Raw genomic sequence first — 12,522 nt, 5'->3', positions numbered from 1 at the left:
GGTCAGCCCCGGTGGGCCTTCCACCAGGCCCGTCCCGCGGCCACATCCTGGGCGATCTGGTCCCGCAGCTCGTCCACGGAGGCGAAGCGCACCTCGCCGCGGATGCGGTGGAGGAAGCGCACCTCCAGGCGGGTACCGTAGAGGTCGCCCTCGAAGCCGGGCAGGTGGGTCTCCACCGTGAGCCGCCGGCCCTCGAAGGTGGGCTTCTCGCCCACATTGGTGAGGCCCAGGCGGGAGCCGCCGTGATGCGGCAGGTGCACCTCGGTCACATAGACCCCGAAGGCCGGCAGCTGCTCCTGCTCCCAGGCCAGGTTCGCCGTGGGAAAGCCCAGGTGGCGGCCCCGGCGGTCGCCCTCCACCACCACGCCCGTGAGGGTGTAGGGATGGCCCAAGAGGTCGGCCGCGGCCTCGACTTCCCCGCGGTCCAGGGCTTCGCGGATGCGGGTGCTGGACAGCCGCCCCCCGTCCGGGGCGAGCAGCGCCAGCGTGTGCACCTGGCAGTTGTGGGTGGCGCCCCAGGCCTCCAGCGTCGCCACGGTGCCGCTGCGGTCGCGGCCGAACGCGAAGGCCCGGCCCACATAGAGCTCCATCGGCACGAGGGCCCGCCCCAGGGCGTCCAGGAAGGCCCCGGGGCTCAGTTCGGAAAAGGCCCGGCTGAAAGGGATCACCCAGGCCAGGTCCATGCCTTCGGCTTCAAAGGCCGCCAGCCGCTGCTCGAGCGTCATCAGCAGCTTCGGCTTGCGCTGGGGCGCGACGATCACCGTGGGGTGGGGGTCGAAGGTCACCACCGCCGCCTTCAGGCCCAGGGCCTTCGCCCGGGCCGCCGCGAGGCGCAGCAGCTCCCGGTGCCCCGCGTGCACGCCATCGAAATTGCCCAGGGTGACCACGAAGGGCCCGGAAGCGGGGGCTGCCTCCAGCGTGCGGCGCCACACTTCCATCATTCAGTCCCACCCTGTTCGGCAGGCCAGGCCAGGCTGGCCACGACGCTTCCCGCCAGCACCGAGGCGATCACCAGCAGGCTGTACTGCACGGGGATGTGAACCCACTCCGCGATGCACATCTTCACGCCCACAAAGGAGAGCACCACCGCCAGGCCCGTCTTCAAGCGGTGGAAGCGGTCCATCATCTTGGCCAGCAGGAAGTAGAGGCTCCGCAGGCCCATGATGGCGAAGATGTTCGAGGTGTAGACCACGAAGGGATCGCGGCTCACGGCCAGCACCGCGGGGATGGAATCCACGGCGAACACCAGATCCGTCACCTCGATGGTGATGAGCACCAGCAGCATGGGCGTGGCGAAGTGGCGACCGTTCTTCTTCGTCCAGAAGTGCTCGTGGCCGCCCTTCTCATCGTAGGGCACGAAGCGCCGGAAGGCCCGCACCATGGGGTTCTGCGTGGGATCCGATTCCGAATCCTTCAGCAGCAGCATCTTCACGCCCGTGTAGATCAGGAAGGCGCCGAAGACATACATCATCCACTCGAAGCGGTTCAGCAGGGCCGTGCCCGCCAGGATCATGGCGGCGCGCATGATGAGGGCCCCGAACACGCCCCAGAACAGCACCCGGTGCTGGTGGCGCAGGTCCACCTGGAAGCTCTGGAACACGAGGACGAACACGAAGAGGTTGTCCACGCTGAGCGACTTCTCCAGCACATAGCCCGTGAACCACTCCAGGCCCTTCTGCGTGCCCTCCGCCTGGAAGATCAGCAGGTTGAAGATGAGGGCCAGCGTGATCCACACCGCGCTCCAGATCCCCGCCTCCCGCATGGAGGGCGCGTGAACCCGCCGGTTGAAGACGCCCAGATCCAGGGCCAGCATCATGAACACGAAAGCATGGAAGCCCACCCAGGCCCACCAGGGAGCGGCTTGCAACAGTGCGTCGACCAAGAATCCTCCAGACCTTCCAGCTTAACGAACCGGGGAAGGGGGGGCCCCTTCCCGCCCGTCAGCTCCCCACCGCTGCGCCACCTCGTGGTGGCCAGTCGTTGCGCCCCGCGGGGACCATGGCCGATCATGGCCCCGTGAGCCTCCCCCGCCTCTTCCTCGATGTTCCGCCCCCGGCGCCCGCCGCCGAGAACCTGGCCCTGCCCCTGGGGGCCGAGGCCGCGCGCCACCTCAAGGCCCTGCGCCTGAAGCCCGGCGCGGCCCTGGAGCTGGTGCTGGCCGACCAGGTCTGGACCGCCGACCTGGCGGAACTGGACCGCGGCCAGGCCGTGGCCCGCCTGGTGGCCCCCCTGCGCGAGGATCGCGAACCCCCCGTGGCCCTGGCGGCCTGCCTGCCCATCCCCGCCCAGCTCAGCCTCTTCGACGAGTGGCTGCCGCCCCTGGTGGAGCTGGGCGTCACGCTGATCCAGCCCGTGGTCTATGCCCGCAGCGAGTTCGACGCCGCCAAGACCGCCGCCCGCATGGAGCGCTGGACCCGCCTGATCCAGTCCGCCTGCGAGCAGAGCCACCGCAGCCGCCGTCCGGAGCTGCGGACCCCGATCCCCTTCGCGGGCCTGCTGGCCTGGGAGGCCCCCCAGAAATGGGTGGCCTACGAGCTGGCCACAGGGGAGGCGAACCCCGCCCTCCGCCGGGAGGCCCTGGCCTTCACCAGCGGTCCCGAGGGCGGCATCACCGAGGCCGAATTCGCGGCCCTGGCCGCCGCCGGCTGGGCGCCCGTGAGCCTGGGCCGCAGCATCCTCCGGGCCGTCACGGCCCCCGTGGCCCTCCTGGGGGCGGTGCAGTTCGAGCTGGGCAGGCCTTGAGGGCCCGGTCACACCCGATCAAGTAATTTATAACTATTCAAAATGAATGATTTGGATCGCTCAAGAATGCGCCCGCGCCGCCGATGAGTCTCTTTGTGCCCGGTCCGGCGTGCGTTCGGACGGCCCCGAGGAGAATCTTCCATGAAGCTTGTGACCCTTCTGTCTGCCGCCGCCCTGATGACCGCCTCCCTGTCCGCCGGTGACTACGATGCCCTCGGCAAGGCCATGCGCTCCACCTGGCCCCAGATGTCCACCGTGGCCGTGGTCTGCGACTCCGCCCACAGCAAGGGCGCCGTGGATGCCATCAGCGGCGCCATGACCGGCATGAAGATCATCGTCATCGATGTGAAGGGCCCCCAGGACATGGGCAAGGCCCTCGGCACCCTCGGCGGCCGCCGCCCCGATGCGGTGGTGCTGGTGGCGGGCGACAAGGTGGCCGGCGACGGCACCAGCGCCGCCTCCTTCCTGATCCAGCGCATGGCCGCCTCCAAGGTCCCCACCCTGGCCACCACCGAGGCGGGCGTCCGCCAGGGGGCCGTGCTCGGCGTGGGCCCCGGCACCGGCGGCAAGCTCCTGGGCAATGCCAAGGTGGCGGGCGTGGCCGGCGTGAGCCTCCCCGCCAACGCCAGCCAGATCTGAGCGATCTGACCCGGCCACACCCCAACTTGCGAGGTATGCTGGAGGCTCCCCCGGGAGCCTCCATGCGTGTACTGCCGCCTTCCTTGGCCGCCGGCCTTCTCCTTCCGGCCGCCCTGCTCGCCCAGAGCCCGGCGGGCCCCCATCAGGCCACCATCCAGGAAGCCCCCCTCCGCGCCCACCTGGCCTTCCTGGCCGATGACCTGCTGGAGGGCCGCGGCACGGGCCAGCGCGGGGCCGAGCTCACCGTGCGCTACCTGGAGACCCAGATGGAGGCCCTGGGCCTGCGCCCCGCCAAGGGCGACAGCTACCGGCAGCCCGTCTCCCTGCTGGGCCTGCGCACCCTCACGGGCCGCAGCACCCTCAGCTTCCTGGGGGGCGGGGCCTGCGCCACGCCGGCCTTCGGCACCGACATCGTCTATGGGGCCGGGCTGGACCGGGCCGAGCAGGCCTTCGACGCCCCCGTGGTCTTCGTGGGCTACGGCATCAGCTCCGCCCTGGATCGCTGGGACGACTACAAGGGCCTGGATGTGAAGGGCAAGGTGCTGCTCATGCTGGTGAACGAGCCCGCGCCCACCGCCGACGAGCCCCACCTCTTCGACGGCCCCGACCTCAGCTACCAGGGCCGCTGGACCTACAAGTTCGAGGAGGCCGCCCGGCACGGCGCCCTGGGCGTGCTGCTGGTCCACACCACCCCCGCCGCCAGCTACGGCTGGCCCGTGGTGCGCAACGGCTGGGACGCCGAGCGCTTCCAGCTGGCCCAGGGCCCCCTGGGCACGCCCCTCCAGGGCTGGGTCACGGAGGACCTGGCCCGCGCCCTCGCCCAGCAGGGCGGGCAGGAGCTGGACGCCCTGCGGGCCCAGGCCCAGCGCCGCGACTTCCGCCCCGTGGCCCTCGACCTGCGCCTGAAGGGCACCCTCCACAGCGCCGTGCGCACCGTGACGCAATTCAATGTGGCGGGCGTGGTGCCCGGCACCGACCCGGCCCTGAAGGCCGAGACGGTGATCTACTCCGCCCACTGGGATCACCTGGGCCGCGGCACCTCGGCCGACACCCACCCCGATCACGACGACATCTACAACGGCGCCGTGGACAACGCCTCGGGCTGCGCGGCCCTGCTGGCCATGGCCCAGACGGCCCTGCACGCGCCCGCCAAGCGCAGCCAGATGTTCCTCTTCGTCTGCGCCGAGGAGCAGGGCCTGCTGGGCTCGAAGGCCTACGCCGCCGATCCCCTCTGGCCCCTGGCGAAGACCGCCGCCGACCTGAACCTGGACAGCCTCAACTTCGTGGCCCCCACCCGGGACATCGGCCTGCCCTTCGCCAACCGCAGCACCCTGGGCGACCTGGGCGTGGCCGTGGCCAAGGCCTCGGGCCTGACGGTGGCCCCCCCGCGCCCCGACCTGGGCGGCGGCTACTTCCGCTCCGATCACTTCAGCTTCGTGCAGGCCGGCGTGCCCGCCCTCTCCGTGGGCGGCGGCCGCGACTACCTGGGCGCCGATCCCGCCGCCCTGAAGGCCAAGGCCGCCGCCTACGGCAAGCGCTACCACCAGGTGACCGACGAGTACGACCCCACCTGGGACCTGCGTGGCATGGTGCAGCAGACCCAGTTCACCTTCGACCTGGGCCAGGCCGTGGCCAACGCCCCCACCAAGCCCTCGTTCAAGTCCGCCCGTTAATTCGCGCGAAAACCCGACCCTTCCCCCGCCAATCCTTCGAGTATCCTGGGGCGAATCCCCCCAGGAGCCCGAGATGTCGGCTCAGCCCCAGCTTGTCGAGCGGTCGAGAGTAATGGGGTTCGTCCGCCTTTGTTCAGGTTTGCATAACCATTGGTGGAATCATCCATTCAAGCTTATTTCAATATTTATACCGAACCATAACCATCTTGGGCGACCTCTCTGCGCGGCGGGGCTAGTCGTCTAATTCTTAGTTAGGCCTCACCAACTTTCTACCCCTGCTTGTCCGCAGTTACCGTTCGCCCGTCGAACCAACACCGTTCGCAGTGGCCCACCCAGAAACACTAAGACTCTTGTCATCATCATCCATCCTGGTCGGCAACCTGGGTCCACGCCCAGCTTTTAAAGCCTTTGGGTCCACAGTTTCTGAAGGTCTGTTCTTTCCCTTTCAAATCTAGGAGCCGCGAATTCGGGCGTTCTCTCTCCCTCGCATCTCGCCGTGCCTAACCTCTCGCTCAAGCGGACCCAGGCGCAAGCGCCTGGTCCGCTTAGCTTCATTCGTTAGGCGTCGCCCCAGCATTGTTCACCATGGAGGTTCAGGCCGTGGATGCGAACCAAGTCCTCAAAGCTGCCCAAGCCACTCTCACGGGCTCAATGCCGTTCTCCGAGATCGTTGCAAGTCTCATAGGCAATGGAGTGGAGTATTACTTGGTGGATTACGCCTCTAAGTCATTTACCTTCTATAGCGCTGAAGGTGCTGCGGCGCATGCTCCACTTTCTTTCGAGGATCTTCCAGCCATCGCAGAAGACTTCGACAAGGTCTCACTGCGAGCCGCCATTGTTGATAGCCAGCAACATGGCCAGAAATTTCGAGATTTCTCCAAACGAGCTGTCGCTGCCGGAGTCCAAGGCTACCTTGCCTTCCTCCGAGGGCAGCGTGTGACCTATTTCGGTCGTCAGGGAGATCAACATACTGAATGGTTCCCCGGCGCCAAGCCCAGCGATGCCTAACCCTCAGCTCAACTCGGACCCCGCCTGCATTGCCTTCCGCTCTCTCTCAGCAGTTCGCTTCCTCGGCTCCGCTCAGCGCCTCGGTGCAGGAGGGTCCGGTTAGCTTCATTCGTTAGGCATCTCGCATGGAGCGTCAGTGCCAGATAAAAAGTATGACGACTCGAGACCGGTAATCCCTGCGGAATTAGCTAGGGCGGTGAAGGTCGAGGCCGGGCACAACTGTGCAATTAGACATTGCCCAGAGCACACATATCTAGAAATACATCACATTAATGAGAACAGAGTAGACAATCGGCTTGAAAACCTGATCCTGCTATGTGATAAGCATCATAAGATGGCTCATGCGGGTGTAATTGATAAAAAATCGCTTCATGAATATAAAAGTTTTCTCAAGTCGAATAATAAAGGAACATTATTGCAAAGATTCGAGAAATTGGAATCAATGGTGGCGGGTTCAAGAATGATTCCGCCCGTTGAAGAAACCTCAAATAAAACAATCAATCTTGTTTTGGAAGAGGCAGTACTTTTAGGAAACAAGCTGTGGAATACACCCAAAGGTAATGAACTGGGGCAGCAAATATTTTCTTTGGTTCGAAAACATGGCGCCCAGATGGGTATCGATTCGATCGACTTGATGGTGAGAAGAGGCGATTCATACTCTCGAACCGGACTATTCGGCCTTAGCATTCTTTATGATGAATTTTTTGATTATGCAAAATCCTTAAACCTGATTAATCACTTTGAAGGCGACGGGTTGCATGAGGTGGCTTTCTATTGTGCGCTTCGCGAACACTTTGCGGATGAAGAGGATTTTTCTGCTTGCCTGCGGTCGCCCGAGTTTGAATGGGGAGGACTCAAAGTTGGTTGCGATAAAGGTTATTTATTATCTAAATACCCAAATCGGGGAGCATCTGTCGTCTTGGATTGTTTAATATTTAAAGACCGGGGTAACGATGCCTAACCCTCCGCTCAACTCGGACCCCTCCTACATTGCCTTCCGCTCTCTCTCAGCTTCTCGCTTCCTCGGCTTCGCTCAGCGCCTCGGGGCAGGCGGGGCCGGTTAGCTTCATTCGTTAGGCAGCTCATGAATCCAACTGAATCGCCGGTAGGTGCAAATGGCTCAGAGTTCGTCATCGAGCTCTCTGGTCTCCTCCTGTTCATGAAGAGATTCCTTCAGCTCGGAGCAGTCTTAGCGCTGGCTAGTGGTCTCTATGACTCCATAAACCAGCGAAGCCTTTGGCACCTCGCCACTGCAATCCTCAACGGAGGGATATATTTTGCCCTCGCCACCTATGCCATTCGCACTTTCCCAAGAAAAGTTAGTCTTGAAGGTGATTCAGTCGTTTTTCACAAGGTTCCAACGACATGGTTCAACATTGGGCCAATCCTGGTTCCCCTTGGCATCACGCAACGGCTTGTTTGCCCCAAGGCTTCGGTAGCGCTTGAATGGATCGGCCGTTCCCTAGCCTTGAACGATATGAGCGAAGGCAAATCTATTCACCTTGCATCTGGTAAATACGCCGACCAATTGGCAGCCTGGTTCGCCAACGCGGGTATCACTGCGCCAATCGGTGGCTAAAGGTGTTCGCGTCGCGGCCTAACCCTCCGCTCAACTCGGACCCCGCCTGCATTGCCTTCCGCTCTTTCTCTTCGTTCCGCTTCCTCGGCTTCGTTCAGCGCCTCGGTGCAGGCGGGTCCGGTTAGCTTCATTCGTTAGGCCAATCCCATGGTTCTTACACCACTACCTAAAGACCTTTTGATTTACCATTCGGCCAAGCAGTTCTCAGTCGGTGCCGGAGCTATCGAGAAATTCACTCGCATTCCAGATTCAACAATGTTTGCAGTTCAGCCTTTTATTGTGTGCGCCGCATTTTCAGTCGAGCTTTACTTGAAGTGCCTTTTAGAAATTTCTGGAAAATCAAATGTCAAAGGCCATGACCTTTTAAAGTTATTTAGCCAACTACCAACCAAGGACAAAGAGGGAATTCTATTTTTCATTCGTGGTGCCTATGTCAATTTGTCTCTTCCGCTCACCTTTCTCGAAGAGCGCCTTGCTGAACTGGGAGAGGCATTTGTTGAATGGAGGTATGTGCATGAAGATAAAATTCTCTCGATAGATGTCCATTTTCTTCGCCAGTTCGCATGGGGCTGCCGGGAACATATTCACAATCTTCGCCCCGATTGGCCTAACCTTCCGCTCAACTCGGACCCTATCGCTGCGCGATAGGGTCCTCAAACAATTAAGCAACTGTGTTCCGCAGCAATAGGGCCAGTTAGCTGCTTTCGTTAGGAAGCCCCACTCCTAGGATCGATCCAATGGAAACCGAAGTTCAACCCTCCGAAGAGTCTCGTCAATCAATCATCGATTCAGAGCACTTGAAGATGCTCTCCCTGGGCTACTACATCAGCGCTGGTGTTTGCGCATTCTTTTCCCTCTTTGGGGCAATGTATATGTTTATGGGCGTACTGTTCATCACTTCATTCAAAAACATGCCAAGTAACGGGCCCAACAGTGCTCCACCGCCAGAATTTGGATGGATTTTCTTTGGTATGGGCGCCTTCATGTTCCTTCTCATGATTGCAATGGCTTCCATGAAATTCATGGTCGCTCGCCGCATTCAGCGCCGGACTTCTCGGACATTCTGCATGGTGATTGCAGGTATATCTTGCCTCGAAATTCCGTATGGCACGGCCCTCGGTGTTCTTTCTTTGGTGGTGTTTAATCGCGAATCCGTCATCAATCTATTCTCAGCCAACCAGCCTTCCTGACCCTCCACTCACCTCGGACTCCGCCAGCATGGTCTTCACCCCCTTTCAATCCTTGATGTCCTCATCCCTGTTCGGCACCTCGATGGGGCAGGTCTGGTTTGCTGCATCTCGCAGGTAGAGCCTGATTCCAGACCCCTGACCTGGAGGCCTTCGCCCATGTTCCTCCCCCTTCCGCCGCCTCCAGCCCAAGTGCCGGTTCAGACCTCCGCCCCGGCCAGCCGAGCCTCGGCGGAGCTGCCCCTGTTGCCGGGCTCGGATCCCCGGGTGCTGGGGGCCTACCGGTGGTCCTTGGCCCACTCGCCCAGCCTGCGGCAGCTGGTGCGGCAGCTGGCGGCGGCGGAGCGGAAGGCCCGCTACCGGCTGGTGCCGGGGCTGGAGCCGAACTACGGCCGCCTGCTGGTGCTCCCCACGGAGACCGACTACGAGGTGGATGTGCAGGTGCCCATCCTGGCCTGGAACCGCTGCGGCGATGCCCTGGAGCCCTGGATCGCCAGCGCCCTCTACCTGGCCCTGGAGACCGCCGCCAAGGGGAAGTTCCGGGCCACCCGGGATGAGCACCGCCTGCTGTTCCTGAAGGAGACCATGCAGGGCGCCTTCGCCTTCCAGGCGCTGGTCCGCCGCGAGCTGGCCCTGGCCGACCCGGTGCGCCTGAAGGACCTGCCGGACGGGAAGAAGCTCTACGACTCGGGCTTCGCCCCCGCGCGGGATCCCTCGGGCAGCCCCCGGCGCCGCGCGCTGCCCGCCGAGGCCTCCGTCGAGGTCACCGCCGGGGTCTCCGCCGCCATGCTTGAGGGCGTGCCCTTCGCGGTGCCGGCCCCGCCTCCCGCCGCCAAGGCCGGCGGGCTACCCCTGGCGCCTGGATCGGACCCCCAGATCCTGAGGGTCACCCGGTGGACCCTGGCCCACTCCCCCAGCCTGCAGGCGCTCGTCCAGCGGCTGGCCGCGGCCGACCGCAAGGCCCGCTACCGGCTCGCGCCGGGGCTGGATGCCCACTACGGCCGCCTGCTCGTGCAGGCCACGGACGAGGAGTACGAGGTCGAGATCCAGGTGCCGATCCTGCCCTGGAGCCGCTGCGGCGATGCCCTGGAGCCCTGGATCGCCAGCGCCCTCTACCTGGCCCTGGAGACGGCCACCCAGGGGAAGTTCCAGGAGACCGGCGACGAGAACCGCCTGCGCTTCCTGCGGGAGACCCGGAACGCCGCCTTCACCTTCCAGGCCCTGGTGCGCCGCGAGCTGGTGCTCGCCGACCCCGAGCGCCTGAAGGACCTGCCCAACGGGGAGGCCCTGTACGACTCGGCCTTCGCCCGGCCGAAGGATCCCCCGGGTGGCCCCGCGCGCCGGGCCCTCCCGCCGGAGTCGCCAGATCCGTCGTTGCCACCGGTGCTGTCGGTGCCGCCGCGGGCGCCTGGGCCGCGCTAACCTGACCCCGGCCTTTCCCGGAGCCCCCATGAAGCTCAAGCTCACCAGCGTGTTCGTGCAGGACCAGGCCGCGGCGCTGCGGTTCTACACCGAGACCCTCGGCTTCGTGAAAAAGACCGACATCCCCATGGGCGAGGTCCGCTGGCTGACGGTGGTCTCCCCGGAGGGCCCCGACGACCTGGAGCTGCTGCTGGAGCCCATGGGCCACCCGGCCGCCCCCACCTTCCAGGCGGCCATGTTCGAGGCGGGGATCCCCCTGGCGGCCTTCGCCACGGAGGACATCCAGGCGGACTACCAGCGGCTGCTGGGGCAGGGCGTGACCTTCCGCATGCCCCCCACCGAGGCCGGGCCGGCCACGGTGGCCGTGTTCGAGGACACCTGCGGGAACCTGCTCCAGCTGTACCAGGTCTAGCGGAACCAATCCCCTTCCCAGGCCCCGAAAAGGTGTCATCGTCGGGCCCGGAACCTGGAAGGGGGTGCGGCATGATGCTGGACTGGGAAGCCTACCGAACGCAGCTGGGTTCGACCCTCGGCGAGATGGGCCGGCTGAGCCCCGGGACGATCCGCGGCTACCGCGAGCTAGGCGAGGCCGGGGGAAAGACGGGGCACCTGGACGCCAAGACGCGGGAGCTCATCGCCCTGGGCGTGGCGGTCACCCGCCAGTGCGACGGCTGCATCGCCACCCACACGGAGCTGGCGGCGCGGCACGGGGCCACCCGGGAAGAGGTCATGGAGGCCCTGGGCGTGGCCATCGCCGTGAATGCCGGCGCCGCCCTGGTCTACTCGGCCCGGGTCATGGACGCCTTCGCCACCGTGGCGCCGAAGGCGGAATAACCCCGACGGGCCGCTCAGCCCCGGCTGACCGCGAAGGCCTGGAAGCCCTCGCCCTCCCAGCGCAGGGGGTGGGGCCGGAAGAAGGCGGTGGTGGCGCCATCCGCATCCGCCCCCAGGGCTGCGGGCCAGACGGCGGCGGGGCGCAGGTCCGGCCGGGCCTCGGCCAGCCACTCGCGATGGGCCTCGCCCTCTTCGGGCAGCCAGGAGCACACGGCGAAGATCAGGAGCCCGCCCGGGGCCAGGCGGTCGGCCGCGGCGGCCAGCAGACGGCGCTGGAGGCCCGTCAGCCGGGGCAGGTCGTCGTGGGCCAGCCAGGGCCACTCGGGGTGCTTCTGCAGGGTGCCGCTGCCGCTGCAGGGCGCGTCCAGCAGGATGAGGTCGAAGGTGGCGTCGGTGGTTTCGAGCCACTCGGCGGCGTCGGCCTGGATCACCTGGGCCTCGAGGCCCCGCTGCTGGAGGGTCTGGCGCAGCCGGGCCACGCGGCGGGGATGCACCTCCAGGGCCGTGAGCGCGGCACTGGGGTGGCGCAGGGCCAGGGTGGTGGTCTTGCCGCCGGGGGCGGCGCAGGCATCGAGGATGCGGGTGACGGGGCGCTCCCAGGCATAGGCCAGCAGGGCCTGGGAGCTGCGGTCCTGCACCATCCCCTGGGCCGCCTCCAGCCAGGGACGGGGGAAGGGGGCCTCGTCCGCCAAGCGGAGGCAGCCGGGCAGGTCCGCATCGGGCGTGAGGCCCTCGGGGGCCTCGCCCGCCAGCAGGCGGAAGGCGGGACGGGGCGGTCGCTGCAGGCGGGTCCAGAGGGTTTCCAGCTCGGCTTCAGCCAACTCCGGGGCCCGGTGGGGGGCCTGGTGGGGGGCCAGGGCCGCCCGCAGGGCCCGCTCGGCGGCGGCCGGGCGGTCCAGGGTGGCGGGCAGGGCGTCCAGCGCCGCGGCCAGGGCCGCACGATCCTTGGCGGCCCGGCGCAGGAGGGCGTTCACCAGGCCCTTGTGGGGCACGAAGCCCAGATCGCGGTCCGCCGCGAGATCCACGGATTCGTTCACGGCGGCGTGGTCGCTCACGCCGGGCAGCCAGGCCAGCTGGGCCAGCCCCATGGCCAGGGTCACCCGGGTGCCCAGGGGCACGCCGCGGCTGGGATCCTTGAGCTGGGGCGTCACCCAGGCCTGGAGCCGGCCCCAGCGCCGCAGGCAGAGGCCGAGCAGGGCCTGGGCCAGGTGCGCGTCCTCGCCCAGGTCGCGGTCCCAGATGTCCGGCACCCGGCCCTTCTCCCCGAAGACCTCGTGCAGGGCGTGGGCGACATGGAGGCGGGCGGGCGTGGGCATGGGGCTCCGAAAGGCAGAACCCCGATTATCCCGCGTTGGGGCCCAGGGTCCGATTTCAAATTCCACGGCACCGCGACGAAGGCCATCCGGGATGCACCGCAAGGAAAGGGCCCGCAGGGCGA

Annotated in this window: 14 protein-coding genes; 11 read left to right on the top strand and 3 right to left on the bottom strand. The window is 65.5% G+C overall.

The features are described 5' to 3' along the window. Positions 1-2 precede the first annotated feature (2 nt). Positions 3-941, bottom strand: coding sequence for a bifunctional riboflavin kinase/FAD synthetase (locus QZ647_RS14965; RefSeq protein ID WP_291272930.1), 939 nt, complete (start codon positions 939-941; stop codon positions 3-5). Beyond that, complete coding sequence (locus tag QZ647_RS14960) at positions 938-1,882, bottom strand: TerC family protein (protein ID WP_291272929.1); 945 nt, start codon at positions 1,880-1,882, stop codon at positions 938-940. Before QZ647_RS14960 ends, QZ647_RS14965 begins: the two co-directional genes overlap by 4 nt. 116 nt (positions 1,883-1,998) lie before the next feature. Here QZ647_RS14960 and QZ647_RS14955 point away from each other — a divergent pair, with 116 nt between their 5' ends. The 11 genes from QZ647_RS14955 (at position 1,999) to QZ647_RS14905 (ending at position 11,084) form a co-directional block, all read left to right on the top strand. Beyond that, positions 1,999-2,742, top strand: a complete 744-nt coding sequence (locus tag QZ647_RS14955) for an RsmE family RNA methyltransferase (RefSeq protein ID WP_291272928.1) — start codon at positions 1,999-2,001, stop codon at positions 2,740-2,742. A gap of 141 nt (positions 2,743-2,883) precedes the next feature. Next, a complete protein-coding gene (locus QZ647_RS14950) occupies positions 2,884-3,381 on the top strand; it encodes a hypothetical protein (protein WP_286354503.1) in 498 nt (165 codons plus the stop codon). A 62-nt stretch (positions 3,382-3,443) separates the two neighbouring features. Further along, on the top strand, positions 3,444-5,054 hold the full coding sequence (locus tag QZ647_RS14945) for a M28 family peptidase (protein ID WP_291272927.1): 1,611 nt from the start codon (positions 3,444-3,446) through the stop codon (positions 5,052-5,054). 600 nt (positions 5,055-5,654) lie between these two features. Beyond that, the gene (locus QZ647_RS14940; RefSeq protein WP_291272926.1) at positions 5,655-6,062 is read left to right on the top strand and encodes a DUF1398 family protein; all 408 of its coding nucleotides are present in this window, start codon (positions 5,655-5,657) and stop codon (positions 6,060-6,062) included. 136 nt (positions 6,063-6,198) lie between these two features. Further along, the gene (locus QZ647_RS14935) at positions 6,199-7,023 is read left to right on the top strand and encodes an HNH endonuclease signature motif containing protein (RefSeq protein ID WP_291272925.1); all 825 of its coding nucleotides are present in this window, start codon (positions 6,199-6,201) and stop codon (positions 7,021-7,023) included. Positions 7,024-7,146: 123 nt separating this feature from the next. Beyond that, the gene (locus QZ647_RS14930) at positions 7,147-7,641 is read left to right on the top strand and encodes a hypothetical protein (protein WP_291272924.1); all 495 of its coding nucleotides are present in this window, start codon (positions 7,147-7,149) and stop codon (positions 7,639-7,641) included. A 147-nt stretch (positions 7,642-7,788) separates the two neighbouring features. Next, positions 7,789-8,289, top strand: a complete 501-nt coding sequence (locus tag QZ647_RS14925) for a hypothetical protein (RefSeq protein WP_291272923.1) — start codon at positions 7,789-7,791, stop codon at positions 8,287-8,289. 89 nt (positions 8,290-8,378) lie between these two features. Continuing rightward, positions 8,379-8,831, top strand: a complete 453-nt coding sequence (locus tag QZ647_RS14920; RefSeq protein ID WP_291272922.1) for a hypothetical protein — start codon at positions 8,379-8,381, stop codon at positions 8,829-8,831. 156 nt (positions 8,832-8,987) lie between these two features. Beyond that, positions 8,988-10,250 (top strand): hypothetical protein, encoded by a 1,263-nt coding sequence (locus tag QZ647_RS14915; RefSeq protein ID WP_291272921.1) that lies wholly within the window; start codon positions 8,988-8,990, stop codon positions 10,248-10,250. 28 nt (positions 10,251-10,278) lie between these two features. Further along, positions 10,279-10,662 carry a VOC family protein gene (locus QZ647_RS14910; protein ID WP_291272920.1) on the top strand — a complete coding sequence of 128 codons (384 nt, stop codon included), beginning with the start codon at positions 10,279-10,281 and terminating at the stop codon, positions 10,660-10,662. Between the two features lie 74 nt (positions 10,663-10,736). After that, positions 10,737-11,084: a carboxymuconolactone decarboxylase family protein gene (locus tag QZ647_RS14905; protein WP_366526197.1), complete on the top strand. Its 348-nt coding sequence runs from the start codon at positions 10,737-10,739 to the stop codon at positions 11,082-11,084. 14 nt (positions 11,085-11,098) lie between these two features. On the opposite strand, the gene QZ647_RS14900 is transcribed toward QZ647_RS14905, so the two are convergent. Beyond that, positions 11,099-12,400, bottom strand: coding sequence for an RsmB/NOP family class I SAM-dependent RNA methyltransferase (locus QZ647_RS14900; RefSeq protein ID WP_291272918.1), 1,302 nt, complete (start codon positions 12,398-12,400; stop codon positions 11,099-11,101). Between the last annotated feature and the right edge of the window lie 122 nt (positions 12,401-12,522).

Source organism: Geothrix sp., from assembly GCF_020622065.1.
Classification (GTDB): domain Bacteria; phylum Acidobacteriota; class Holophagae; order Holophagales; family Holophagaceae; genus Geothrix.
This window is presented reverse-complemented; position numbering and strand designations above follow the sequence as displayed.